Below are 25649 nucleotides of genomic sequence, written 5' to 3'. Positions count from 1 at the left end.
AGCAAATAGCTTTGCTGTATCACTAGTGCATTTAGAGTATGTAGAAGCATTTAGAGGATGTAGAAGCATTTAGAGTGTTAGAAGTATTTAGAGTATGTAGAAGCATTTAGAGTGTTTTAGAGCAATTAGAGGCACCTAGATGAATCTAGATGCATTTAGTTGTATTTTGTACAGCTATTGTTTGCTAATTACTCGATTGATGAAATATAACTGTATTTTATACAACTATTTTCTTGATTTACTTCTCTTTTTGCAGTTTCCCTGATTTTTAATTGTAAAAAGTACACTTAAAATCCGATCTACTGCTTTTTTATTCGGAATAAGTGTATAGAATGCAGTTATCTTACTTTTCATTTCAGATTCCATCTAGGATCCACTGCTGAACCACTGCTGAACCACTGCTGAACCACTGCTGTTCCACTACTGATCCACCGCTGATCCACTGCTAAACAGAGCGGTTGACCGTTAGCTAAGTTCAGGCTGGAAGGTGGAAGGAATGTTTAATCTCGAAAGGATGTTTAATCTCAAAGGGATGTTCAATGCCCGGCTGGAATAATTGGACTAAGCATATCCTGCGGAGCTAGGAAGAACACTCCAGCGTGCGTGGATCCTCTTCCCATAGTCTGTTCAAGTAGCAGACGCAGAACCAAAAACGAGGCAGTGATTCTCCACTAACCGGAGAATCACTGCCTCGTTTTTATCGTTTCAATGCCTAGAAACGGCTGCTTTAGAACAGCCCTTTTTGTAGTGTTTCCCGCGGCCACAGATCCCAAGGATGGGTTTGTGGGGGCAGAGAGATGAGTTCCACTTCTTCTTTAGTAACAGGGTGAGGGAATCCTACAAGTGCTGACCATAACGCAATTTGTTGCCCCGGTTTGTTCACTGAAGCCCCGTACTTCTGATCACCGTATAATGGGCAGCCGATCGAACTTAGCTGCACCCGAATTTGGTGGGAACGCCCTGTAAGTAAATCAATCTTAAGCAGGCTGTATCCTTCTGCACTGTCAAGCACTGTGTAATCCAGAATTGCTTCCTTGCCGCCGGGAGTTCCTTTTCGAACCACGGTGACGGTGTTACTCTTTGCGTCTTTAAGCAGCGTATCTGTAAGACGGCCACGAGTGGCTGGCAGTTTACCATGCACGACTGTTAAATACACCTTATGAAAGCCGTGAGTACGGACACTCTCGGATAGTCTTGAAGCCGCTTTGGAAGTCTTGGCAAAAATCATTGCTCCCCCAACCGGTCGGTCCAAACGGTGGACCAGACCTATATAGACGTTGCCGGGTTTGTTGAAACGTTCCTTCACATCTTCTTTCAGCAGGTTCAGCAGGTCAGGATCGCCTGTTGCATCCTCCTGAACAGGAATATTCACAGGTTTTACAATCCCCAGAAGATGGTTGTCTTCGTACAACACTTCAAAGCGTTGCGATCCGCCGCTTACAGCCTCGTTGTTGCCGGAACTATGCTGTGTCATGGCTTACGCCTCCCAGCGACCCAGGATACCACATGGCAGGTTCATGCCGGAGGAGGTGATCGGAAGACCGATTTCGCCGGAGGTAAGCTTTCCGCCATAACGTTTGCCCATGGTCATGGACAACATGTTGCGCAGTACAGTTGGAGAAATACCAGTGGTGTAGGAATTAATGAGCATGAACAAAGGGTTGTCGCTCATAATCTCCATACAGCTCTCAAGGAAAGGGTACAAGCTTGATTCAAGCTTCCACATTTCTCCACCAGGTCCTCTTCCGTAAGAAGGAGGGTCCATAATAATCGCATCATATTTACTTCCGCGGCGTTGTTCACGTTGTACGAACTTGAATACATCATCCGTGATAAAGCGGACTGGACGTTCTCCAAGACCAGACAGCTGAACGTTTTCTTTCGCCCACTGCACCATACCTTTGGCTGCATCTACGTGAACGACAGACGCACCGGCACTCGCCGCTGCCACAGTAGCTCCACCTGTGTAAGCAAAAAGATTCAGCACTGAGATTGGACGGTTAGCCGCAGCAATCTTGTCCATCATCCAGCTCCAGTTGGCTGCTTGTTCAGGGAATAGTCCTGTATGCTTGAAGTTTGTAGGACGTAAGTGGAATTTTAATTTACCATAGCTAATCTTCCAATCGTCCGGAATCGTTTTTTTCATTTCCCATTGTCCGCCACCAGCGGAGGAACGGTGATAATGTCCGTGCACATCACGCCATTTAGCGGTCTCATTATTTAGAGGCCAAATAATCTGTGGATCAGGACGACGCAAGATAATATCGCCCCAGCGTTCGAGCTTTTCTCCACCGCCTGTATCAATTACTTCATAGTCTTTCCAATCGCTCGCTATATACATGATTTAATCCATCCTTCAAAAAAATTCATTTAGCCTTTATTGTACAACATTTCACCTGATTGCTACAAACAAATTACGCCTCAGCCAGCTTCACCAATTATTTTGTCCAATGCTAATGAAGTGTATAATATTCCCATGCTTATGCGGCTATTCAACTGGTGCTGCAAGACTTGATTGTGTATGATCAGATAGTAGAGTCCTTACCCTATTTACGATCGGAGAACTAAAGCTATGTTCAATCTCTCACCGCTGTATTTCCCTATAACTGCAAAACCCAACCACACTAGTGAGTTTCTGCCCAGCCATGCCTTGCAGCCGTTTATTCGCTGTTTTTGGGGTTCTGTAGATGTGGAGTCTATACAACAACCTGAGACGGAGACAATAATTCCGGACACCTGCATGGATATTATTTGGGATTTGGATAGGGTATCAGGCAATACAAATACTTTTTTCTCCGGCATCAATGACACTCCATTTGAAGTCTCTTCAGACAGAAAACCAGGGGGGAGTACAACCTTTGGGATCCGATTTCATTTCTGGGCAGTTCATTTTTTTGCAGATGATCATCTGCGGAATGTCTTGAATGCACATGTCGATGTAGAACATTATTTTGGCACTTTTAAAAAAGAGCTTGGTCATCTATTGGAGAAAGTAAACTCGATGGACGAAAGGATTGCAGCCGCTGAAGCCTATCTGCTTCGTCGTCTTGAGCGTGGAGGGCGGACTAACGATCGGATGATGAACGCAGTCTATACTATGGTTAAACAAAAAGGGATTGTGACCGCTGAGGATTTGGAGACCAGTTCTAATTTAAGCAGACGACAACTTGAACGGCTTTTTCAAGAATATATAGGTGTATCGCCTAAAAAAACAGCAGATCTCGTGCGGTTTCAGAATGTATGGCGGGAGATGTGTCATTTACCTGGGCAGACAAAGAATATGCAGGATCTTATTTTCGCGTATGGTTACAGTCACCAGTCCCATTTTATCAATAATTTCAAAAAATATGCTGGAAGAACCCCACTTGAAGCCTTGGTCTATGCAGGCCGAAGAATGTCGTAATTTTGCAATACAAAGCGTGTTAACCTTGTTAGACTAAACCCATGTAAGAAATGAGACATATTATGAAAATGAGAGGGGACAAGTTATGATTTCGTCTTTTGAAGGGACTAACATTTACACTAAAGATACTGCGGCGTCAGCTAAATTTTATACGGAGGTACTAGGAATTCCTATGCCTTTCGAAGGTTACGGTAATTTCGACGGGGCAAAGCTTGGTTTTGACAAGAAACAGCCGGGAATTATTATTTGGGATGCTGCAAAGTGGGAAAATCTTACGACAGGTTTTGTTAATTTAGTATTCGGCTGTGATAATCTTGATGAGACATACGAGCAGTTGAAAGCTAAGGGACTGGATTGTCAGCCACCTGTTACGATGGAATATGGCGGTAAAGAAATGAATTTTCGTGATCCTGATGGGAATCACATAACCTTGCTGGAAGGTGCTTATTAAGCTTCTTTTTAAGAAAAATGAGACGGAGCGCAAACTTCAACCGTGTGTAATAACGGGGAGTTTGCGTTTTTTTAACTTTATTTATTGACAATGATAATCATTATCAAATAGAATGAGGTGAAGCGTATATGATTTAAATTTAAGGTGTTAGTAGGGGAGGAACAGGAGTTTATGGCTAAAGTGCTTGTGGCATATGCTAGTTTAACTGGCAACACTGAAGAAATGGCTGAATTGATTGTAGAAGGAATACGCCAAGCAGGCGGTGAGGCTGTTTTGAAGTCGGTCACTGAATGTAATGCGATTGAGATAAAATCATATGAAGGCGTTCTGCTAGGGGCATATACTTGGGGAGACGGAGAGTTGCCGGATGAATCTCTTGATTTCTATGAGGAGATGGATGAACTTGATTTGACTGCCATGAAGTCAGCAGTTTTTGGTAGTGGGGATACAGGCTACGCCATTTATTGTGGGGCAGTGGATGTTATCGAGGAGAAGTTAAAGGAGCGTGGAGCAGTCATTTTGCAAGATAGCCTAAAGATTGAGTATGGCCCTAATGCTGTAGAAAAAGAAGCCTGCCGTCAATTCGGACGTCAATTCATCGAAGCCTGTATGGCGGTAACCTAAGATGGGGGGGCCAGTGGGAAGTTGGTTTAACAAAGCAAGGGCTGTACATACCCCTCCGTATAAACGGCTGCACGATTATCGCATGGAGCATATTATGCTGGGTGGGACTGAGAATTTAGCTAGCGGAGCTCAAGCGACGGGTCTCCCACGTTGGCGCCAGCAGGTTCAATATGCTGTGGGGCATACGCTTAATGACTTCTATAGTCTGCTGCCGGAAGTGCGGAGAGAGACACCTATACAATTTCTGTTAGAGCGACGGTGGCCTCCTAGGGGAGATGCTTTTCCCTCCCTTTTGCAATATTGGGATATCAAAACGAGTGTAGCTGATGAGCTTATGCGTATCGTTTCAAGCAATCATCTACAGGAGATTCCAGTGATGTTATATGAACAGTGGCATGTCCCAGTTCCAGCGTTGAATTTGGAGTTATCGATGATTACACAACTGGCTTGGAACTCTTCAAAAAGTGGCCGGAGCGTGAACATTCAGAAGTTTATGGTTAATGGCAATGAGGATATCATCACTGGATTTATGCATATGGCCAATGTTTTTTGCCATCATGCTTATGGTGAGCCAGCGGAGACCGTGGAAGTTTTCTCGCTGCTGGATGGACGTAAATACTGCTTTGCTGGAGAGGCAATCTCGCTTATGGAGTCACTGGATTATGTGCGTTTGTTATCCGTATTTCTTGAGCGTGAAGTGTTAGCTGACGGTTCCTTAAGCTGCAGCGATCGTAGAAATGAGAGAGGCGAAGCGAATTATTTACTATAATAAATATAGACCTCCTTATCTGCAGGTTAGAACACCAGCAAGTAAGGAGGTCTTATTGTTACTGCTTTATTAAAATCTCAAGAGTTAGGTCGGGGGATTAGCCGATAAATCGGTAATAATCCTGTTTATTCTGAATGACAAAGCCGCAGCTCTCATACAGCTTAAGTGCATTGGGATTATCCAGTGCGACCTCCAGATTTACACCATTATAATTTTGGCGCTCTCGTTCGATGGTCTGAAGAAGGGCGCTGCGGCCAATGCCAAGCCCACGTAGCTTTTTGTCGACTGTAAATCCATAGATCCAGGATTCATTATCTTCAGTCCACACTCGCATTTTCCCAACAGGCCTGCCGTCCATCTCGATCATAATATTCTCTTGCATATCTTCCTGTTTGTGCAACTCATACTGCTCGGCAGCATCTTCTGTCTTCATATCAAAACCTCCACAATCCAGTTCGACCAGAATGTGTGCCTCTTCTTCACGAGCTGGCCGTAAGACCACAGTCCCTGTTGCTGAGCTAACATCAGAAGAAACCATGGAATTGCCATCCCATTTCATTTGATATTCAGCGTGATTGAACTGTAGAGGCAAGGTTTGCAGGAAAGCAGTTCCAGATGAAGAAGCGGCGGGTGCATTTAGAAGAAGAGTAGAGACTTTATTGCGTTTGATTATGTTTTGTGCTCGGTTCCACAGAGAGGTGAAGATTCCGCGTCGACGGTAGCCTGGCCGAACCATGCCACAGACCTCCATATCGCTTCCAAAACCATAGAGTCCCAAGAAACCGACCAGTAATTCGTCCTCATAAGTCACAAGCCATTCCGTATCACCTGCGCTTGATGGCTGGCGGAGCATATCCCAATTCAGTTTTAATGAGATTCCTTCATATTGCTCACAGCGTTGTTGCAATTCCTCAATATTCTTAAAAGTGTCGGCAGACGTCAAACCCGTTTCCCCCTAAAGTGTATTTGAACTATTATAAGTTCGCATAGTTACTAAAAAAGCTTCGCGGAAACGGGAGCAGGTTTTAAGCTCTCCCGCCAGTATTCCCGCTCAGCACGTCTTTGTACTCCGGGTACTTCTCAAATTGATGCGCAGCATAGGAGCACACGGGTACAATTTTTAAATTCTCATTCCGAGCCTTGTCCACAACAGCACGTACAAGCTCTTGTCCAGTACCTTGCCCGCGCAGTTCTTCGGAGACACGAGTGTGGTCAATGACCAATTCCCCGGTTTCTTTATCCAAACTGTATGTGATTTCGGCAAGGTCCTTACCGTCATTAGCAACAAAAAAACGTCCGTTTTCATTTTGAATTTGCATCTTATGGCTTCACTCCTAATTAGTTATTGCCTATATTTTACTACCATTAATTGCAAAAAGCGAGGAGCGAACCAGATTGATTGTTCTTCGGGCTGAATGTTGCTTTCCTTGTTACCCGTGGATCGCTGCGCTGTATTTTTTGTTCATGTGGGCAACTTGGCCAAGCAGAATATAGCAAGTGAGAGTTAACTAACCTCGAGTATTTGTTTTGGTAAGCTGAAAACTGGGAACCCCCGGAACCCCCGGAACCCCGAAATGCCAGAACCCCGTAACCCCGTAACCCCGTAACCCCGTAACCCTTGGTTTTCCTATCCGCAGAACCTTTCGGACCCAGCTGACGCTATTTGCATATTTTTAGCCTTTTAAGTAAATTTTCGGACACCAGCGCAGCTATTCCTGTGGAATAGGCACTAAATTGGCGTTTTTTATGCCAATAGCGCCTATGGAGTCCGATAGCATGCTGAAAAGGGGATAATACTGCGAATAAGGTCAACTGTGTCCGATAGCGTAGGATACTAATCCTCCGTAGAACCTTTCGGACCAGAGTTCTAATTTCCCACTGATGCTTTCGGACCCAGCAGACGCTATTTGCACATATTTAGCCGTTTGAGTAAATTATCGGACACCAGTGCAGCTATTCCTTATGAATAGGCACGAAATAGGCATTTATAGTGTCAATAGCGCCTATGGTGAAGCTAGAATAAAAAGTGGACAGTAGTTAACAGACTGGCGATAATGAGTCCACGGAGGTGTGTTCACATGGGAGAACATCGACAACGGTATAACGAAGAATTTAAAAAACAGACAGTGCAGTTCATTCAAGAGCAAACAAAGACAGTGGGCGACTTGGCGGAAGAGCTCAACATCCCAAAAAGTACCCTGCATCAATGGATGAGCCAGTATCGAGAACTAAAGAATGAACCGGCAGCTAGCGTGGATCGAGTACGGGAACTCGAGGCACAGTTGAAAGAAATGAGCCGTCAACTTCAAGAAAAAGATAACAAGATTGCTGATGTGGAAGAGGAATTAGCGATCGTAAAAAAAGCAGTGCACATCTTCAGCAAACCAAGGAACTGAGATTCCAGTTTATTGAAAAACATCGCTCCGAGTTTCTCTTGGAGAAGATGTGCATGACCCTACATGTGTCACGGAGCGGGTACTACAAGTGGCGGACAGAAAAAAACAGTACGCATATGCTTCGTAAGGCTGCGATAATGAAGCGAATTCAGTATCATTTTGCAGACCATCAAAAGCGGTATGGGAGTCCGAAGATCACCCGCCTGTTGCATCAAGAAGGTTATACCGTTACCGAACGCACGGTGAGTGTGTACATGCGACATATGAAGCTTCGCTCCATTGTCTCCAAAACGTATCGCGTACAGACCACCGACTCCAATCATGACCATCCGATTGCCCCAAATACGCTGAACCAGCAATTTAAAATACTCAAACCCAATTCAGTATGGGTTACCGACATTACGTACATTCCTTGCCGGGGAGGGCGCTTGTACCTGGCTAGTGTGATGGACCTTTGCACGCGTGAAATCGTGGGGTGGCGCTTGGAGGACCATATGGAAACTAGCTTAATTTCGGGCGCCTTACAAGATGCTTACGAAGCTAAACAACCGGAAAAGGGTCTATTACATCACTCCGATAGAGGTTCTCAATATACTTCTCATGAATACACGAAGCAGTTGAAAGCGTATGGCATGGAGTCCAGCATGAGCCGCAGAGGTAACTGTTATGATAACGCCTGTATCGAGTCGTGGCACAGCATTTTGAAAAAGGAGCTCATTTATTGTAATCCACGATTCAAAACTAAGGAGCAAGCCTACCAGACACTTTTTCAATATATTGAGTTTTATTATAACCGCAAGCGAATGCATGGCGCGCTGGGGTATCTTTCTCCAGTTCGTTTTGCTGAGCAATTGACTAGAATGTCTGTTGCGTGACTGTCCACTTTCTTGACAGAGGTCCATGGAGTCCGATTGCTCACAAAAAATGGGATAATACTGCGAATAACGTCAACTGTGTCCGATAGCGTAGGATACTAATCCTCCGTAGAACCTTTCGGACCAGAGTTCTAATTTCCCACTGATGCTTTCGGACCCAGCTGACGCTATCTGCACATATTTAGCCGTTTGAGCAAAGTTTCGGACACCAGTGCAGCTATTCCTTATGAATAGGCTCGAAATAGGCATTTATAGTGTCAATAGCGCCTATGGAGTCCGATTGCTCACAAAAAATGGGATAATACTGCGAATAACGTCAACTGTGTCCGATAGCGTAGGATACTAATCCTCAGCAGAAGCTTACGGACCAGAGTCCTAATTCCCCACTGATGCTTTCGGACTCAGCAGACGCTATTAGCACATTTTTAGCCTTTTGAGCAAATTTTCGGACCCCAGTGCAGCTATTCCTTTGGAATAGGAGCGAAATAGGCATTTTTAATGCCCATAGAGCCTATGGAGTCCGATTGCACACAAAAAATGGGATAATACTGCGAATAACGTCAACTGTGTCCGATAGCGTAGGATACTAATCCTCAGCAGAAGCTTACGGACCAGAGTCCTAATTCCCCACTGATGCTTTCGGACTCAGCAGACGCTATTTGCACATTTTTAGCCTTTTGAGCAAATTTTCGGACCCCAGTGCAGCTATTCCTTTGGAATAGGAGCGAAATAGGCATTTTTAATGCCCATAGAGCCTATGGAGTCCGATCGCACACAAAAAATGGGATAATACTGCGAATAACGTCAACTGTGTCCGATAGCGTAGGATCCTAATTCTCCGCAGAAGCTTACGGACCAGAATCCTAATTCCTCACTGATGCTTTCGGACCCAGCAGACGCTATTTGCACATATTTAGCCGTTTGAGTAAATTTTCGGACACCAGAGCAGCTATTCCTTTGGAATAGGCACGAAATAGGTATTTTTAATGCCCATAGTGCCTATGGAGTCCGATAGCATGCTGAAAAGGAGATAATACTGCGAATTAGGTCAACTGAGTCCGATAGAGCTGAGTCCTGATCTCCCGCTGAAGCCTGCGGACCCAGCAGACGCTATTAGCACAAGGTCAACTGAGTCCGATAGAGCTGAGTCCTGATCTCCCGCTGAAGCCTGCGGACCCAGCAGACGCTATTAGCACAAGGTCAACTGAGTCCGATAGAGCTGAGTCCTGATCTCCCGCTGAAGCCAGCGGATCGAGCAGACGCTATTAGCACAAGCTCAGCTGTGTCCGATAGCGCCCACGCTCGCGGAAATGACAGCTAAACCAGCGTGCAATGCAGAAAATTCGGTGCTGAAACAGCAGCTAATGAATTTTTATACACTCCCGTTTATAGAGTAGCTTGCGTATTCTCAGGATAATACAATAAGATTAAGAGAATATCTCACTACTGAAAAGAACCGCTAGCAGGAGGAATCATTGTGGAATACAAGGTTGAGGTTGAATTTGGATCGATTTATGAATTGTTGAACAGCTTACATACTTATCTCTGCAAAAAATCCTATAAGAAGATTGATTTAGGGGTAGCGTGGGCTAATGAAATTGAAAGCACGCTCAGTGAAGAGCTGTTATCCCGTCTGAAAGAAACCGAACTAAACAATGAGTGGAAAATGTTGAATCTGCTCATTTACTGTTGTCCATTTAAGGATGATGTAGACAGTGTGTTGAACTGGATTGAACGGTTATCGGTTGGTGAGTTATATGAGACCTTATCAAAATATGTAAAGGTATTTCCAAGCCATATGGAGGATTACCGTAACCGCGTAGTATTTTTACTCTCCGAGTGGAACCGCCAGTACTTTAGCCAATGCAATCCTGCGATTTTGAGCAAACTGCAGCAGCATGCGGACTCGAAGAACACGGGGCTTAATGAGCTGGACACTGCCGATTTCGTGAACAAGACGACCAACGGATTTTACTTCATGCCTACGGATGGGCTTAAGAAGCTCGTACTGATTCCACAGTATCATTTTCAGCCTGCTAATATTATCTATTGCTATGGGGAATTAACGATCTGCCATTATGCGGCGTGGATATCGATGGAGAATGAGGAAATCTCCCCTTTTATGTACAGAGCGATCCGTAGTCTGAGTGAAAAAAGCCGGCTAAAAATCCTCCAAGCCCTTAGTGATGGCCGTAAGACGTTTACCGAAATTGTTAAGCATGCGGGGATCTCGAAGGGGATTGTGCATGATCATATTTTTAATCTTCGTTGTGCAGGTTTGCTTCATGCCTATATTGAAGGAGAGAATGTCACCGGATACAGTCTGCGTCTTGAAGGTATTCATCGGATGAATGAGCAGCTATTCGAGTATTTGAAATAATGATTTTGAAAAAAAATAACCGTCTGAAAGCCAGGGCTTCTCTTATGCAGAGAGGGGTTTTGGCTTTTTTATTTGTTTTAATTATCGCCTAATTCTGTTTATGGAGAATTTTTTTGAAGTTCTCTCTTTACAGAACTCGAAAACCTTTCTATAATGAACATCAGATGTTATTCATACTTAACGGGTAGGAATTATAGTTATTATTCTATTCAGAGAGAAAAGGGAGATAGGTACATGAGAAAAAATGCGATTGTAATCACTTCATTACTGCTTACGGGGTCACTGTTACTTTCTGCTTGCGCTAACAACAGTAATAACGAATCCTCATCCGCAAACAATGCGGCTGCAGGGACTAATTCAACCAATGTGGAAGCAACCACTGCACCAGAGATTGTTCCTGCGGGTGCTCTAAGCGAACCTTTTACTGCCACGGATTTATCCAAACTTCCAGCGGTGGCCCAGAAACGTACAGATACCATTATCGTCGGGCTTACGGACCCAAGCGGAGCGTTCACTCCTTATTTTCAACAAAGTGGTTATGATGGCAATGTCTCTTCACTGCTATACGCTTCTCTCGTAACTGTTGATGACAAAGGCGTTCCAACGCCGGAGCTTGCGGAGAGCTGGGATGTTTCAGATGATCAGCTTACATACACGTTCCACTTGAGAAAAGATTTGAAATTCAGCGACGGTTCACCGTTAACAGCGGATGATGTGGCATTTACATGGACGATCCAATACGACAAATCGTATGACGGTAGCTCCCAGCTTCCATCGCTAAATGTTAAAGGCGGCAAAGCCTATAAGGAAGGTACATCCCCTACAGTTGAGGGCATTAAAGTAATTGATCCACAGACGATCTCAGCAACCCTTGAGCAACCAAACGCAACGGCGCTGGTACAGCTCGGCTCGAATGTACTGTCGAAAGCTTACTATGGCAAGGACTATAAAATTGGAAATCTTGAATACATTAAAAAGCTGCATGAGAAGCCACTTGGCGATGGACCTTACAAGCTGGAGAAATTTATTCCAGGTCAAGAAGTGCGTTTTGTAGCGAATGAGAATTATTTCAAAGGTAAACCAAAGACGGAGCATTTCATCTACAAAACTACGGAAGGCGACGTATGGCAGTTCGTAGAAACTGGTGAAGTGGACTACGCTTCCTTTAGTGCGACAGACGAGAATATCGAGAAGCTGAAAGCACTCGGTTTTGTGAATATTATTCCTTACACTCCAAGTACCTATGGTTACTTGCAAGTTAACCTCAAGCATGAGCAGCTCAAGGATAAGCTTGTACGTCAAGCTATTGTGTACGGTTTGGATCGTCAGAGTATTTATGTGGATGCAGCACAAGGTGCAGGTTCTATTGCCAACATCCCGGCATCGCCGATTTCCTGGTCTTACACTGAGGAAGGTATTAATCCTTACAAATATGATCCGGAAAAAGCAAAACAATTGCTCGATGAAGCTGGCTGGACGGTAGGCGCGGGGGGGATCCGTGAAAAAGATGGCAAACCGCTGTCCATCCATTACCTCGGTTCGAAGAGTAAAAACACAGACATTTTCATCGCTGTAGCTAAAGAGAATTTTGAAGCGCTGGGTATCGAATTCCAGCCTGAGGTTTTCGCAGACTTTAACTCACTGGTATCGAAAGTAGAAGGTGGGGACTACGATCTCGTATCCTTCTCCACAAGCATGTTGACTGATCCGTCTGACGGGTTCATGCAATTCTTCGATGGAGAAATCACGGATTATGACAATCCGAAATTCCTGGAGCTGTACAACAAAGCCTTGGCCACTACTGATATTGAGGCACGCAAAGCGGTATATAAAGAGCTGTATCAGCTTTTCAATGATGAACTGCCTATTATTTTCACAAGTTACAAAAAGACGGTATACGCCTATAACGGACGTATTGAGAATCTATCGGTCAGCCCGTTCATCGGTCTTGCTGGCAGTCTGCCAACTTGGAGCCTGAAATAAATAAACCAGTGTCCCCTGCCCTGACTGGATTCAAGGGCAGGGGACGAATCATAAGGAGTCTGTCATGAGCGCTTATTTATCGAAAAGACTGTTGTACATGGTCATCATCTTATTTGCGGCATCATTATTGATCTTCTGTCTGTATGCTTCAACTCCCGGTGATTTCATAACCGGAAATATTAAATTGACCGCTGAACGCAAAGCTGAGCTTCGTGAAATCTACGGCTTAAACAAGCCTGTGCTTGAACGGTATGGGATCTGGATGAAGAATGCGCTGCATGGTGATTTCGGGTATTCCTTAGCCCAACAAAAGCCTGTGCTGCAGCTTTTTAATGATTATATTTGGAATTCCTTTTTGCTGGCTGCCGTATCTACGTTTCTAACGTGGGTGATTGCGGTCATTATTGGCGTCATCTCTGCCTATAAGCAATATTCCTGGTTCGATACACTAGTGATGATCGCTATATTTGCAGCAATGTCGCTGCCGTCATTTTTTATAGGCTTATTCCTGATCAAAATCCTGGCCGTCGATCTCAAGTGGCTGCCTCCAGGTGGAATAATCACCACGGGTAGTAATGCTACGGGTTTGGCTTACTTTAAGGAGATCGTAATGCATATGACCCTTCCGGTTGTAGTTATGACCCTTCTGGGATTAGGTTCGCTCACCCGTTATTTCCGCAGCAATATGATTGATGTCTTAAAACAGGATTATATCCGTACGGCACGCGCCAAAGGCCTAAAAGAACGCAAGGTGCTCTTTACACACGCCTTACGTAATGCCTTGCTGCCCGCAATTACACTGGTTGGTTTTGAGCTTCCAGCACTATTTGGCGGATCACTTATTATTGAGAAAATATTCAATTGGCCTGGGATTGGCCAACTGTATATGCAGTCCTTCGGACTAAGGGATTATCCTTTGCTGATGGGCTTTACGATGTTTATTGCCATACTTACCGTCATAGGAACGTTGCTTTCGGATGTTTTGTACCGGATTGCCGATCCTAGAGTTCGGCTATAGAGAGGAGGAAGCTGACGTGGCAGTTCAAAGTAATGTAGCTGGGATCGCGAAGCCGCAGACCACCAAAGGAAAATCCTCTTTATTCCGGCAATCCATGCGGAGGTTGCTGAAGAACAAGCTGGCGGTATCCGGATTTGTGGTGGTGATCTTTATGTTTGCGCTTTGTTTTATTGGTCCGCTGTTCTCACCTTATACGGATAACAAAATTAATATGGCTATGATGAACAAGGCACCCAATATGAAGCATTGGCTGGGCACTGATGCATTGGGCAGAGATATTCTGACCCGGGTAATGCAGGCGGGGCGCATTTCACTGACCGTAGGACTAGCATCAATGGTTCTTTCGGTGTTTATCGGTGCTCTTTTGGGGGCTATTGCTGGGTATTACCGCGGTATTGCCGATCAAATCATTATGCGGATTGCGGATCTTTTATTGACGGTCCCGAGTCTGCCACTGCTCTTTATTTTTGGTGCGTTATTATCGGAGTGGAAGATTCCAACGGATTATCGGATGTATATCGTTATGCTGATGCTTAGTATTGTGAGCTGGCCGGGTATGGCACGTATGGTACGGGGTCAAATGCTTAGTCTGCGAGAACGTGAGTTTATGCAGGCGGCGGTAGTATTAGGCCTCCGTGATCGGCGTAAATTATTTAATCATTTGCTGCCGAATATCGTTCCGTTGCTGATCGTTATGGCTACCCTTAACATCGGTGGCGCTATATTGAGTGAATCGGTTCTTAGCTTTTTTGGGCTAGGTGTTATGCCGCCAACTCCAACCTGGGGCAATATGATTGATGCTGCGAATAATATGATCGACTTTCAGGATCGGCCGTGGCTGTGGATTCCACCAGGGTTATCGATTTTTGCGACAGTGATCGCGATCAATATCTTTGGAGACGGACTCCGGGACGTGCTTGATCCTAAACAGAAGAGGTAGGTGACCCTCAGATGAGTGATTTAATGAATATAGACGGTCTAAGTACATACTTCTTCACGGAAGAAGGAAAAGTGAAAGCCGTTGATGATGTAAGCTTCCGTGTTCGCGAGGGAGAGACGGTATGTATCGTTGGAGAATCGGGCTGCGGCAAAAGCGTGACCGCGATGTCCATCATGGGGCTTGTTGAGGAACCCGGGGGCAAGGTAGCCCAAGGGAAAATTGATTTTCAGGGTGAGGATTTGTTGAAAATGGACAAAAACACACTGCGAACCATCCGCGGGAATGAAATCGCGATGATCTTCCAGGAGCCCATGTCCTCCCTTAATCCTGTAATCAAGATCGGTGAGCAAATCATGGAGCCGCTGATTGTACATTTGAAGATGAACAAGAAACAGGCGCGTATCCGGGCGATTGAACTGATTAAGCAGGTAGGCATATCACGACCAGAGCAAATTGCTGATAGTTACCCGCATGAATTAAGTGGAGGTATGCTGCAGCGGATTATGATTGCTATTGCCATTGCCTGCAGTCCAAAGCTATTGATTGCTGATGAACCGACTACGGCGCTGGATGTAACGATTCAAGCGCAAATTCTGGATATGCTGCGTGAAATTAAAGATAGCTCGGGCATGTCCATTCTACTAATCACCCATGATCTTGGTGTAGTGGCAGAGATGGCCGATTATGTGATTGTTATGTATTCCGGAAAGATTGTGGAGGAGGGGGAGGTTGTTGAATTGTTCAACAACCCCAAACATCCCTATACAAAAGGGCTGCTCAAATCGAAGCCGGTAATCAATCAGCGACAGGATGAGCTGTATTCCATACCAGGTCAAGTGCCAAATCCACTTGAGCTGGTGCCCTCTTGTTATTTTCATGACCGCTGTGAGCATTGCATGCCTGTATGTGTCAGCCAGCAGCCCCGGCTTAAAGAGGTGGCCAGCAGACAAAAGGTAGCTTGCTGGTTGTATGAGGAGGCGGTTGTTCATGCCTGAGGCACTGCTTGAGGTCAATCATTTAAAGAAATATTTCCCTGTTACTAAGGGGCTCCTTAACCGAACCGTTGGGCATGTAAAGGCTGTTGACGATATTAGCATTACCCTTCAACCTGGGGAGACGTTTGGGCTTGTAGGGGAATCTGGGAGCGGCAAAAGTACAGTCGGACGGACGATTTTACGGCTAACGGATAAAACGGCAGGTGAGATCAAATTCAAAGGGATAGACATTCACTCCCTGTCTCCCGCTGAATTGCGCAATATTAGACCCCAAATGCAGTTGATCTTTCAAGATCCTTATAGCTCTCTTAACCCACGGGTTCGTATAGGAGATGCCATTGGTGAAGCTTTACTGGATCATGGTTTATGCTCAAGGTCCGAGGTGCGAGATCTGGTGCTTGAAGCGCTAGCAGCTTGCGGTTTATCTTCTTATCATATTGATCGCTTTCCGCATGAATTCTCCGGGGGGCAGCGGCAGCGGATCGGGATCGCCCGTGCGCTTGTTTTGAATCCTGAGCTGATCATTGCAGACGAACCAGTTTCAGCACTGGATGTTTCCATCCAAGCACAGATTATTAATTTATTTAGTAAGCTCCAGCAGAGTCGAGGGTTAACGTATTTGTTTATCTCCCATGACCTGAGTGTTGTGGAGCATTTGTGTTCAAGAATCGGTGTCATGTATCTGGGCTCTATGATGGAGACGGCTTCAAGAGATGAACTGTTTAAGAATCCGCTCCACCCGTATACCAAAGCGCTGCTGTCGGCTGTTCCGATTCCTATTCCAAAGCTGAAAAGGGAAAGAATTGTACTTAAGGGAGATATTCCGAGTCCGGTAAACCCGCCTTCTGGCTGTAAATTCCATACCCGTTGTCCCTTTGCGCAAGAGGTTTGCAGATCTGAAATCCCGGTATTTCGTGATGTTGGCAGTAACCATTTTGTAGCTTGTCATTTAGTTTAATAGTTGTCACAAATATAGTAATGATTTACTCCTAAGTCATGAATAATTAATGTTGAATTGTATAATAATACAATTTGACCTTATTTTTACCTAGGCTCAAAAGTCTTGAGAGGTTTCAAAGCCAGGTCAATGGGGTAATTAGAGAGTGGTTAGGTTAGGCGTACATATCTAATCGGTCTAGTATAAAATCCCTACTTAGGAGGAATCATCGTGAATACAACAGTACGTTTGACAGAAAGATCCGGCTCGACTTCTTCACAGCGCAGAAAAGGCTTTGTACCGGTAGTCGTGTACGGTGCAGGTTCAGATAGCCAGTCCTTTACAGCGGATGCTAAGACAATTTCAGGTATTTTAGCCAGCAACCCACGGGCTGTTCTTACTTTGGAATTGCCAGACTCGGGCAAAAAGAACGTGGTTATTCAAGAAATCCAACGTCAGCCAATCTCTAAACAACTGCTGCACATTGATTTTCAGCAGATTGATATGAAGGCCAAATTGGATACAAAAGTAGCGTTCCACTTTACAGGTGAACCAGTAGGTGTGAAGAGCGGCGGCGTGCAACAAATTGAATTGCATGAGCTGGATATTCGCACACTTCCAGATAAAATAGCTGCATCCTTTGAAGTGGATATCAGTGGACTAGATATTGGTGATCAATTGCTGGTATCTGATTTGCCGAAGCATGAAGGCTGGGAAGTATTGACGCCTGAGGACACTTTGATTGTCCGTATTTCACCTCCAGCAGCGCAAGAGCCAACAGAAGAAGATACTGCTGAACCCGCTGCAGCTGAAACTGCTGGCGAAGATAAAGCAGAATAGTATAGAGATAAATAGTAAAGAGCAGATAGAATCCTTATAAAGGAGCTGTCTGCTCTTTTTGTTTTGCCTTCATAAATATGAATTCATAAAAAAGATGCTGGTCTTTCGTATGGTTTCTCAAATGGAAATTTTGGTTGTTTCGCCTCATTTAGTTAAAAATTTACATAAAATCGTTGACGAACGGGTTTCTAAGCCTGAAAATGAGGACAATTACCATGGTGAAATATTCAAAAGTCCCTGTTGTTGCTGTTTGAAAACGCTTTAGTTTTTATGCTTCAAAGAACTCTCATTGCCTAGTTCATCATGATTAAGAGGAGGAAAGTTATGAAGATGAGGAAGCTGTTTTCGATCTTAATGACAAGTTTGCTGGTGCTTGGGGTAGCTCTACTCTTTGGTGGTAAAGCGAATGCAGATGCTGCAAGTGACGCTTCAAATCGTGCTTTAATCTGGCTGAAGGCCCAGCAGGATGCAACAGCGGGGTATGCTTTTGAGGGACTGGTCGATAGCTTTGAAGATTTCTGGGGACCAAACAACCCCAAACAGATTGTATACACATATGATCAAGCGGTTGCAGCTATCGCCTTTATTGTAAAGGGTGAACGGACGCGGGCAGAGCAGGTTTTGAACAAAATGCGGGACATTCAAGATCCATCAGGCTTCTGGCTGAATTCTTATTGGTATAACAACGGCTTCGGAGAAGAAATCCGTAAACATGTGGGACCCGTTGTATGGATGGCAATGGCTGCTATGGCTTATGAGAAGCAATATAATGATTCACGGTATCGTCCAATGGCGCTCAAAGCACTAGATTGGAGTTTACAGTATAAAAAGGCTAATGGCAGTATCGCAGGGGGATGGAGTGGTTGGAGTAATTCCGATGAGCCTTGGAGCTCAACCGAGCACAATATCGATATTTACCGGGTATTGCAGTATTATGCTTCGGTGGATTCCTCAAAGGGAGCCACTTATAACAGTGCGGCTTCTGGAGTCAAAACCTTCCTGGATAATTATGTGTGGGATGACACTGTCAAACGTTTCAAGGGGGGCTGGAAAAACGATACAAATCTGATCGACCCCAAAATACCTTTAGACGTGAACCCTTGGGGAGTGTTAGCTTTAGGCGTATCCGGGGCCCATAACTACGGCGCAAGCTTAACCTATGTGGAAAATGCCTCCGGCACCCCGGGAACACTAGCAAATCCGCGTTACAAGCAGACGCTTACTTACAATGATGCTGGGAATACGCTCACCGGATACGATTTTGACTGGACAGACGAAGTATTGCCGGCGTATGACGATAACGGAAATCAAATTGGCAATACGGGTGCTGACGTATGGTTTGAAGGAAGCGCATTCATGTCACTCGCTTATTATCTGCAAGGCAATGCCTCAAAGGCAGACGCCATTAATACAGAGATTATTAAAAAACAAGGCACAAGCGGTGCTTCGCTCGGGGGTATTCCCTACTCGCTGAAAGGGTCCAGCAACAGTTATTGGGTGATGGCGCAGCAAAACTGTGTTTCCAGCACAGGCTGGTTAATAATGTCCCTGCACCGGTTTAATCCATTCACAGGTCAATATTTGACGGGTGGTGGTAATACTGGGGATGCAGCCGCGCCAACCGCTCCCGCTAATCTAACGGTAACCAGTAAGACGGATACAGGAGTTAGCTTAACCTGGTCCGCTTCTACCGATAATGTTGGCGTTACAGGTTATATTGTTTATCGCGGAACACAGCAGGTGTCCACTGTGGGGGGAACTACAGCTACTGTTAGTGGACTTACTCCAAGCACAGCCTATACGTTTACAGTAAAAGCTACGGATGCAGCAGGTAATTTATCCTCCGCTAGTAATACCGCAACAGTTACTACTAATTCCACTGGAGGCAGCGGTGGCGGTGATCATGTGACGGCTGACTTTACAGCAGGGGTAACGAGACTTTCTGCTACAGAGGCGAGTATCTATATTACACCTGTAACCAGTGCTCTTTATGTAGATGTACATTACAAGATTAGCGGTGGTTCCCAGCTTAATTACCGGATGACTAATAACTCAGGAACATGGAAGCAGACGGTGAGTGGATTAAGCGCTGGCAGCAGTATTGAGTACTGGTTCACTTATGAGAAATCCGGCCCGCAATATGATTCAGCACATTATACTTTTGTTCAGTAAGATTAGCAGTTCGTAAAAATCATTCTAAGAGAAGGCTGTTCCATGCTGCCATTTATAAGCGGCGGGGGCAGTCTTTTTTTGTGGGAAAAATAGTGAATAACCGTTAAATCCTTCTCAAGACGGAGGTCTGCTCTTAAGGTATGCTTTAAAATCTTTGGGGGAGACGTTAGGACTCGATGGTCACTAGCGTAGGTAGGTATGAGGTGAGTTTATTTTATTGGTTTTACAACGTAACAGTGTTGTGTTACGATGGCTTCAAGGAGTGATAAGCATGGAAGAGGATTTGATCTCGAAGAAGCAGCTATTAGAATTAACCGGTATATCCTATGGGCAATTGTACCGCTGGAAGCGGAAGCAGTTGATTCCAGAGGAATGGTTTATCCGTAAATCTACGTTTACTGGACAGGAGACTTTTTTTCCAAAAGACATGATCTTGTCCCGTATCGATAATATTGTGAATATGAAAGATGGACTTTCTTTGGATGAAATGGCTGATAAGCTATCAGATAAGGCTTCTTTTGACAGAGTAAGTGTATCTGCTGCGGAAATTATAGAACGTAACATTGTTTCGTCAGTGACACTGGGGAAATTTGGAGAGAGGCTTGGTGTCAAGAATGGATATAGCTTCGATCAGCTCACTTATTTATTGGCTGTAGACCGCCTGCTTAGTGCAGGGGAGATGAATATGGAGGAAGCAGAGCTCCTGTTTCGAACCTTAATGAATAAAGCCTCCAATCTTGAGAGTGACAGCTGGGAGTTGTTTTTTATCCGCAAAATGGGGGTGTCATCCTTTATTCTGGCTCAGGCACCAGCGGAGTTATGGTTCGATGAAGGGGTAAAGCTGGTCAGTAAAATACTCAGTGCAGATGTAATAGAACAATTGAAAGGTAAGCTTGCTTTTAAGCTTGTTGAATAGGGGGTTCCTGTAATGGACAAACGACAGCTGCCGGATCTGATTATAAACGGAGTCAGCGGGGGGGCAGGAGGTACTTATAACAGTGTGAAAATCGATGGTGTAGGCAAAGTAACGGGACCCATCGTGACGCGAATTTTTAAAGGAAATGGGCATATGAATTTGAAGAATGATCTCTCGGCGGAAGAAGCGGAATGCAATGGGACGATGAAAGTGCTGGGACATTTGCGTTTTAACTCCCTAAAGGTGGATGGAATGATTACTGTCGGTGAGAGCTTTCGGGGAGAAAGTTGCACTCTTCATGGAATGCTGAATATCAAGGGTGATTGTGAGCTTGAGGATTTTGCGGGGGAAGGAAGCTTTAGTGTCGGAGGTTTACTTAGTGCAGGACATGTAGACTTCAAACTGCAAGGGCAGGGAAAGGCGCATGAAATTGGTGTGGAGAGTCTAGTGATCCGGCAAACGAATAGTGGAGTCTGGAGCAAAATGTTAAGTGGAATCATCCCTAAATTAAGATCGGAGCTGCGGGCTCGGACTATTGAAGGAGATTTTATTGATTTAGAGTATACAATAGCGGATGTTATCAGGGGCAATATTGTGATTGTAGGGCCAGGCTGTACTATCGAACGGATAGAGTATCGTGATCAGATCACAGTACATCCAGAAGCAAAGGTTGGAAAGGTGGAGAAGATCGGTGAGTGAAGAAACAACTCGGAGTAATTTGAAAATAATAGGCACAACGACCTCAGCGGGAGGCTTCTTTCGGGACATTAAAGTTACTGGGGAAGGTCATTTTGCAGGTGATGTAGATTGTGAGAAGCTGAGCCTGACTGGAAATGCCAGAGTAGATGGAAACCTGCTAATGACCAAAATGAAAATAACCGGTGAGATGACACTTTTGGGTAATCTTGAAGGGGATTCCTTGCGGGGTCAGGGTGAAATTAAAGCAACCTCCGTAAAAATCGACGATATTCATCTTAATGGTAATTTGGAGGTCAATGGTGATTGTGAAGGTGAACATCTGCGTATTTCGGGCGCTCTCAATGTGGCAGGACTGCTAAGTGCGGAGCAACTGGAGATCAATTTATATGGAATAAGTAGAGCGAAAGAGGTTGGAGGCAGTGCTTTAACGATCAAAAAAAGCAAGACCGGAAAATTCCTGCATTTGATGAAGCAGAATCCTAAAGTGCTTTTTGAGGCTGGGCTCATTGAAGGCGATACGATAGAGCTGAATAATACAAAAGCAAATATTGTCAGAGGAGATCGGGTAATCATCGGTGTGGACTGTGAGATTGATACTGTGGAATACCGTAGTGATTTGGAGATTCACAAGAATGCAATAGTGAGGCATCAAGTGAAGTTGTAACACATAGTTATAGATCTTTTGACAATGGGGAGTGGAACAAATGAGTGCTGCCAAAGCGCCCAATCTGGGCATTGTTATCGCAGGTCTGCTGTTAGGAATACTGATGGCCTCCATGGACAGCACCATCGTTGCTACAGCAATGGGCAATATTGTTGGGGAACTAGGCGGTATGGACAAATTTGTCTGGGTAACATCAGCTTATCTCGTAGCTGAGATGGCGGGGATGCCTATCTTTGGCAAGCTGTCTGATATGTATGGGCGTAAAAAGTTTTTTATTTTTGGGATTATTGTATTTATGGCAGGTTCGGCGCTTTGCGGGACGGCAGATACAATTACTCAGTTGGCTGCTTATCGGGCGGTTCAGGGAATTGGAGGCGGCGCGCTAGTGCCGATTGCTTTTGCCATAATGTTCGACGCCGTACCACTGGAGACACGGGGCAAGCTGGGCGGTGCATTTGGTGCGGTGTTTGGATTATCAAGTATTTTTGGTCCATTGCTAGGCGCGTATATCACCGATCATATTGCTTGGCAGTGGATATTTTATATTAACTTGCCGCTTGGACTGTTGGCTTTTGTGATGGTCGTATTCTTTTATAAAGAATCACACGAGCATTCTAAACAACCTATTGATTGGCTGGGTGCGGGCACACTGCTGGGCTCTGTCATCTGCTTAATGTTTGCGTTGGAGCTGGGTGGAAAAGAGTACGCTTGGGGCTCATCGATGATCCTCGGCTTATTTGCAGCTTTTGCTATATTGGCGGCAGTGTTCCTTTTTGTAGAGACGAGAGCGAAAGAGCCGATCATTTCCTTTGCTTTATTCAAAAAAAGACTGTACGCCGTCAGCATTTTGTGTGCGCTATTTAGCGGTGCTGCATTTATTGTGGCCTCCGTATACATTCCTATTTTTATTCAAGGTGTATTGGGGGGTTCGGCTACCAATTCAGGACTTGTCCTGCTGCCGATGATGGTCGGCTCAGTAATTACCGCCACAACGGGAGGATTCCTGATGGCAAAAACCAGTTACCGCAATCTGCTGATACCTACGTTTGTACTTTTGGTGATCGGCACAGGACTGGTAGCAACGCTTACTCCGGAAGCTTCACGTCTCTTGGTTACCTTGTACATGATTTTAATCGGATTGGGCATCGGCGCTTCCTTTTCTGTGTTAAGCACAGCAGCTATTCATGGTCTGACAGCGCAGCAACGCGGCTCCGCCAGCGCAACACTGAATTTCATTCGTTCGCTTGGCATGACCATCGGAATTACCACATTTGGCATTATTCAAAGCCATTATTTCTCGGGCAGTCTAACTAAGTTGCTCACAGCAAATGGAGGAGGAGCTGCTCCTGCGGGGGCTGCTGGGGTTATGGATTTTAAAGATCCGCATTCCCTGCTGTCGCCTGAGACTAGAGCACTCATTCCACCGGAAATTTTGAGCAAAATTACAGAGGGACTTTCCTCTTCCATTGCGAACACCTTCGCTTGGGCGGTTATTCCAGCTGCATTAGCTTTGCTGGCTTCCTTTTTTATGGGGCGTCAGAAAATGGATGCCTCCGCGGAGGGGGAAGTTCAGACGCCCGGGCATTAGGCTGTGGCGGAAGACGTTGGGCATTCGAATAATGAGCGGAAATTAGTGCGTATTATACGGAATGCAGTGATTGGTGTAAACAAACTATGGTTGTAAAGTGATGGAGCAGCTTCTCATTTGAGAGGCTGCTTTTTTATGTGTGGTTGGGAGTACAAATGAGCATGAACCCTCGAAGTAAGGGAGATGAGTTCGAAGGTTGAGTAAATGCGATGAATCCTGGAAATAAGTGCATCTGGATCCGACGGCATGAGGGAATGCGATGAATCCAAGAATGAGTCCGATAGCAGGAGGGAATGCGGTGGATCCAAGAATGAGTCAGACTGTATGAGTGAATGCGATGAATTCTCGATAGAAGTGTGCCTGATTTCGCTGCATGAAGTGTGTTGCGGACCGTATAGTCGCTATTGCTGATTTTTAAGCTACTTTGCGGTAGTTTCGGACTGTATTGTTCTTATGGGCATGAATTTGCTCATATTTGGACTATATTTGTGTGAATAGCTGCACCTGAGTCCGATAGCACGAGGAAAAACGCTGAATCCCGGAAATAAGTGCATTTGGGTCCGTTAGCATGAGGGAATGCGGTGGATTCTAGAATGAGTCCGATAGTACAAGAAAATGTGATGGATTCTAGATAGAAGTGTGCCAAAAAATGATGCGTGGAGTGTTGCGGACCGTATAGTCACTATTGCTGATTTTTGAGCTACTTTGCCGTAGTTTCGGACTGTATAGCTCTTATCGGCATGCATATGCTCGTATTTGGACTATATTTGTGTGGATAGCTGCACCTGAGTCCGATAACACGAGGAAAAGCGCTGAATTCGGGAAATAAGTGCATCTGGGTCCGACGGCATGAGGGAATGCGATGAATCCAAGAATGAGTCCGATAGCAGGAGCAAATGTGATCTCGATAGAAGTGCGCCTAAGAATGATGGATGGAGTGTTGCGGACCGTATAGTCGCTATTGCTGATTTTTTAGCTACTTTGCCGTAGTTTCGGACTGTATGCTCTTATCGGCATGAATTTGCTCATATTTGGACTATATTTGTGTGGATAGCTGCACCTGAGTCCGATAGCACGAGGAAAAACGCTGAATCCCGGAAATAAGTGCATTTGGGTCCGTTAGCATGAGGGAATGCGGTGGATCCAAGAATGAGTCAGACTGTATGAGTGAATGCGATGAATTCTAGAATGAGTCCGATAGCATGAGCAAATGTGATGAATTCTCGATAGAAGTGTGCCTGATTTCGCTGCATGAAGTGTATTGCGGACCGTATAGTCGCTATTGCTGATTTTTAAGCTACTTTGCGGTAGTTTCGGACTGTATTGTTCTTATGGGCATGAATTTGCTCATATTTGGACTATGTTTGTGTGAATAGCTGCACCTGAGTCCGATAGCACGAGGAAAAACACTGAATCCCGGAAATAAGTGCATCTGGGTCCGATAGCATGAGCAAATGTGATGGATTCTAGAATGAGTCCGATAGTACAAGAAAATGTGATGAATTCTAGATAGAAGTGTGCCAAAAAATGATGCGTGGAGTGTTGCGGACCGTATAGTCGCTATTGCTGATTTTTAAGCTACTTTGCCGTAGTTTCGGACTGTATAGCTCTTATCGGCATGAATTTGCTCATATTTGGACTATATTTGTGTGAATAGCTGCACCTGAGTCCGATAGCACGATGAAAAGCGCTGAATTCCGGAAATAAGTGCATCTGGGTCCGATGCCAAAACTATGAAGTGTGAAAGACCATAACAAATGAAGAGGACAAAGCGCACCATAGTTGATGTAGCAGACGAAGAGGACAAAGCGCACCATAGTTGATGTAGCAGACGAAGAGGACAAAGCGCACCACAGTTGATGTAACAGACGAAGAGGACAAAGCGCACCATAGTTGATGTAGCGGACGAAGAGGACAAAGCGCACCATAGTTGATGTAGCGGACGAAGAGGACAAAGCGCACCGTAGTTGATGTAGCGGACGAAGAGGACAAAGCGCAC

At 45.0% G+C, this 25649-nt stretch carries 22 protein-coding genes; 18 read left to right on the top strand and 4 right to left on the bottom strand.

Going from position 1 to position 25649, the window contains the following annotated elements; genetic code table 11:
• Positions 1-727: 727 nt before the first annotated feature.
• Together NYE72_RS20390 and NYE72_RS20385 are read right to left on the bottom strand one after the other, a co-directional pair.
• A complete protein-coding gene (locus NYE72_RS20390) occupies positions 728-1474 on the bottom strand; it encodes an RluA family pseudouridine synthase (RefSeq protein ID WP_076223075.1) in 747 nt (248 codons plus the stop codon).
• 3 nt (positions 1475-1477) lie between these two features.
• Positions 1478-2341 (bottom strand): class I SAM-dependent methyltransferase, encoded by an 864-nt coding sequence (locus tag NYE72_RS20385; protein WP_036685718.1) that lies wholly within the window; start codon positions 2339-2341, stop codon positions 1478-1480.
• Positions 2342-2572: 231 nt separating this feature from the next.
• On the opposite strand from NYE72_RS20385, the gene NYE72_RS20380 reads away from it, so the two are divergent.
• From NYE72_RS20380 to NYE72_RS20365, 4 genes are all read left to right on the top strand, one after another.
• Complete coding sequence (locus NYE72_RS20380) at positions 2573-3403, top strand: helix-turn-helix domain-containing protein (RefSeq protein ID WP_076223077.1); 831 nt, start codon at positions 2573-2575, stop codon at positions 3401-3403.
• 85 nt (positions 3404-3488) lie between these two features.
• Positions 3489-3854 carry a VOC family protein gene (locus NYE72_RS20375; protein ID WP_076104466.1) on the top strand — a complete coding sequence of 122 codons (366 nt, stop codon included), beginning with the start codon at positions 3489-3491 and terminating at the stop codon, positions 3852-3854.
• 171 nt (positions 3855-4025) lie between these two features.
• A complete protein-coding gene (locus tag NYE72_RS20370; RefSeq protein ID WP_076104467.1) occupies positions 4026-4478 on the top strand; it encodes a flavodoxin in 453 nt (150 codons plus the stop codon).
• Positions 4479-4491: 13 nt separating this feature from the next.
• A complete protein-coding gene (locus NYE72_RS20365) occupies positions 4492-5247 on the top strand; it encodes a hypothetical protein (RefSeq protein ID WP_179087737.1) in 756 nt (251 codons plus the stop codon).
• Between the two features lie 97 nt (positions 5248-5344).
• On the opposite strand, the gene NYE72_RS20360 is transcribed toward NYE72_RS20365, so the two are convergent.
• Together NYE72_RS20360 and NYE72_RS20355 are read right to left on the bottom strand one after the other, a co-directional pair.
• Entirely contained in the window at positions 5345-6190 is an 846-nt protein-coding gene (locus tag NYE72_RS20360; RefSeq protein ID WP_038572386.1) for a GNAT family N-acetyltransferase, read from the bottom strand.
• 82 nt (positions 6191-6272) lie between these two features.
• Positions 6273-6566 (bottom strand): GNAT family N-acetyltransferase, encoded by a 294-nt coding sequence (locus NYE72_RS20355; RefSeq protein ID WP_038572385.1) that lies wholly within the window; start codon positions 6564-6566, stop codon positions 6273-6275.
• 759 nt (positions 6567-7325) lie between these two features.
• On the opposite strand from NYE72_RS20355, the gene NYE72_RS20350 reads away from it, so the two are divergent.
• The 14 genes from NYE72_RS20350 to NYE72_RS20285 all read left to right on the top strand — a co-directional run bounded on the left by NYE72_RS20350 (position 7326) and on the right by NYE72_RS20285 (position 23650).
• Entirely contained in the window at positions 7326-7643 is a 318-nt protein-coding gene (locus NYE72_RS20350; RefSeq protein ID WP_036683594.1) for a transposase, read from the top strand.
• Positions 7592-8518 (top strand): IS3 family transposase, encoded by a 927-nt coding sequence (locus NYE72_RS20345; protein WP_143766613.1) that lies wholly within the window; start codon positions 7592-7594, stop codon positions 8516-8518. The genes NYE72_RS20350 and NYE72_RS20345 overlap by 52 nt, the downstream gene beginning before the upstream one ends.
• Positions 8519-9995: 1477 nt before the next feature.
• Complete coding sequence (locus NYE72_RS20340) at positions 9996-10898, top strand: winged helix-turn-helix domain-containing protein (protein WP_339210356.1); 903 nt, start codon at positions 9996-9998, stop codon at positions 10896-10898.
• 234 nt (positions 10899-11132) lie between these two features.
• Positions 11133-12881 (top strand): ABC transporter substrate-binding protein, encoded by a 1749-nt coding sequence (locus NYE72_RS20335; protein WP_076148359.1) that lies wholly within the window; start codon positions 11133-11135, stop codon positions 12879-12881.
• A gap of 64 nt (positions 12882-12945) precedes the next feature.
• Entirely contained in the window at positions 12946-13899 is a 954-nt protein-coding gene (locus NYE72_RS20330; RefSeq protein ID WP_036685739.1) for an ABC transporter permease, read from the top strand.
• Positions 13900-13915: 16 nt separating this feature from the next.
• Positions 13916-14839 (top strand): oligopeptide ABC transporter permease, encoded by a 924-nt coding sequence (gene opp4C, locus NYE72_RS20325; RefSeq protein WP_036685740.1) that lies wholly within the window; start codon positions 13916-13918, stop codon positions 14837-14839.
• Positions 14840-14850: 11 nt separating this feature from the next.
• Entirely contained in the window at positions 14851-15834 is a 984-nt protein-coding gene (locus NYE72_RS20320) for an ABC transporter ATP-binding protein (protein ID WP_036685742.1), read from the top strand.
• Complete coding sequence (locus NYE72_RS20315; protein ID WP_036685744.1) at positions 15827-16792, top strand: oligopeptide/dipeptide ABC transporter ATP-binding protein; 966 nt, start codon at positions 15827-15829, stop codon at positions 16790-16792. The genes NYE72_RS20320 and NYE72_RS20315 overlap by 8 nt, the downstream gene beginning before the upstream one ends.
• Positions 16793-17002: 210 nt before the next feature.
• The gene (locus NYE72_RS20310) at positions 17003-17611 is read left to right on the top strand and encodes a 50S ribosomal protein L25 (protein WP_051491406.1); all 609 of its coding nucleotides are present in this window, start codon (positions 17003-17005) and stop codon (positions 17609-17611) included.
• A 324-nt stretch (positions 17612-17935) separates the two neighbouring features.
• Positions 17936-19783 carry a fibronectin type III domain-containing protein gene (locus tag NYE72_RS20305; protein ID WP_339210354.1) on the top strand — a complete coding sequence of 616 codons (1848 nt, stop codon included), beginning with the start codon at positions 17936-17938 and terminating at the stop codon, positions 19781-19783.
• A gap of 271 nt (positions 19784-20054) precedes the next feature.
• Complete coding sequence (locus tag NYE72_RS20300) at positions 20055-20699, top strand: YhbD family protein (RefSeq protein WP_076100120.1); 645 nt, start codon at positions 20055-20057, stop codon at positions 20697-20699.
• A 12-nt stretch (positions 20700-20711) separates the two neighbouring features.
• Entirely contained in the window at positions 20712-21398 is a 687-nt protein-coding gene (locus tag NYE72_RS20295; protein WP_076100121.1) for a hypothetical protein, read from the top strand.
• Positions 21391-22062, top strand: coding sequence for a hypothetical protein (locus tag NYE72_RS20290; protein ID WP_036685751.1), 672 nt, complete (start codon positions 21391-21393; stop codon positions 22060-22062). The genes NYE72_RS20295 and NYE72_RS20290 overlap by 8 nt, the downstream gene beginning before the upstream one ends.
• A 40-nt stretch (positions 22063-22102) precedes the next feature.
• Positions 22103-23650, top strand: a complete 1548-nt coding sequence (locus NYE72_RS20285) for an MDR family MFS transporter (protein WP_339210352.1) — start codon at positions 22103-22105, stop codon at positions 23648-23650.
• The last annotated feature ends 1999 nt before the right edge of the window (positions 23651-25649 follow it).

The sequence above is a fragment of the Paenibacillus sp. FSL L8-0333 genome (assembly GCF_037965665.1).
Classification (GTDB): Bacteria; Bacillota; Bacilli; order Paenibacillales; family Paenibacillaceae; genus Paenibacillus_AQ; species Paenibacillus_AQ odorifer.
Note: the sequence above shows the minus strand (reverse complement) of the source record. Positions and strands in the feature narration are given on the sequence as shown.